This is a genomic window from Streptomyces sp. NRRL S-495, from assembly GCF_000966955.1.
GTDB lineage: Bacteria > Actinomycetota > Actinomycetes > Streptomycetales > Streptomycetaceae > Kitasatospora > Kitasatospora purpeofusca.
Genome location: NZ_JZWY01000789.1, coordinates 1 through 539 on the forward strand (window position 1 = coordinate 1; position 539 = coordinate 539).

Here is a 539-nt window from a genome sequence, read left to right on the forward strand (position 1 = left end):
CCCGGAAGGTGGCCCGGTACTCCGCCGGGGAGGTGCCGACGTGGCGGTGGAAGGTCGCGCGGAAGGCGGCGGGACTGCCCAGGCCGCTGAGGCGGGCGACCTGTTCGACCGGGGTCGGGCCCGTCTCCAGGAGTTCGCGGGCCCAGTCGAGGCGGGCGGCGGTCAGCCAGGCCATCGGGGAGCTGTCCGTCTCCTGCTGGAAGCGGCGGATGAACGTCCGGCGGGACATGTGCGCGCGCCGGGCGAGTTCGTCGACGCTCTGCCGGTGCGCGAGGTTGTCGAGCATCCAGGCGCGCACCGCCGCGAGCTCGTCCCCGCGCGCGTCCGGCCGGAGGCGTTCGAAGAACTGGGCCTGGCCGCCGGGGCGTTGGGGCGGGGCGACGAGCGCCCGGGCGCGGGCGTTGGCGGCGGCTGCACCGTGGTCCCGCCGGATGATGTGCAGACAGAGGTCCACCCCGGCGGTCACCCCGGCGGAGGTGAGGATGTCGCCGTCGTCGACGAAGAGCAGGTTCGGCCGGACGTCGACCCGCGGGTACCGG

General features: G+C 75.5%; 1 protein-coding gene. It reads right to left on the reverse strand.

The features are described from left to right. A partial coding sequence (locus tag VR45_RS33555) for a helix-turn-helix domain-containing protein (RefSeq protein ID WP_045943681.1) occupies positions 1-539 on the reverse strand: 539 nt, incomplete at both ends.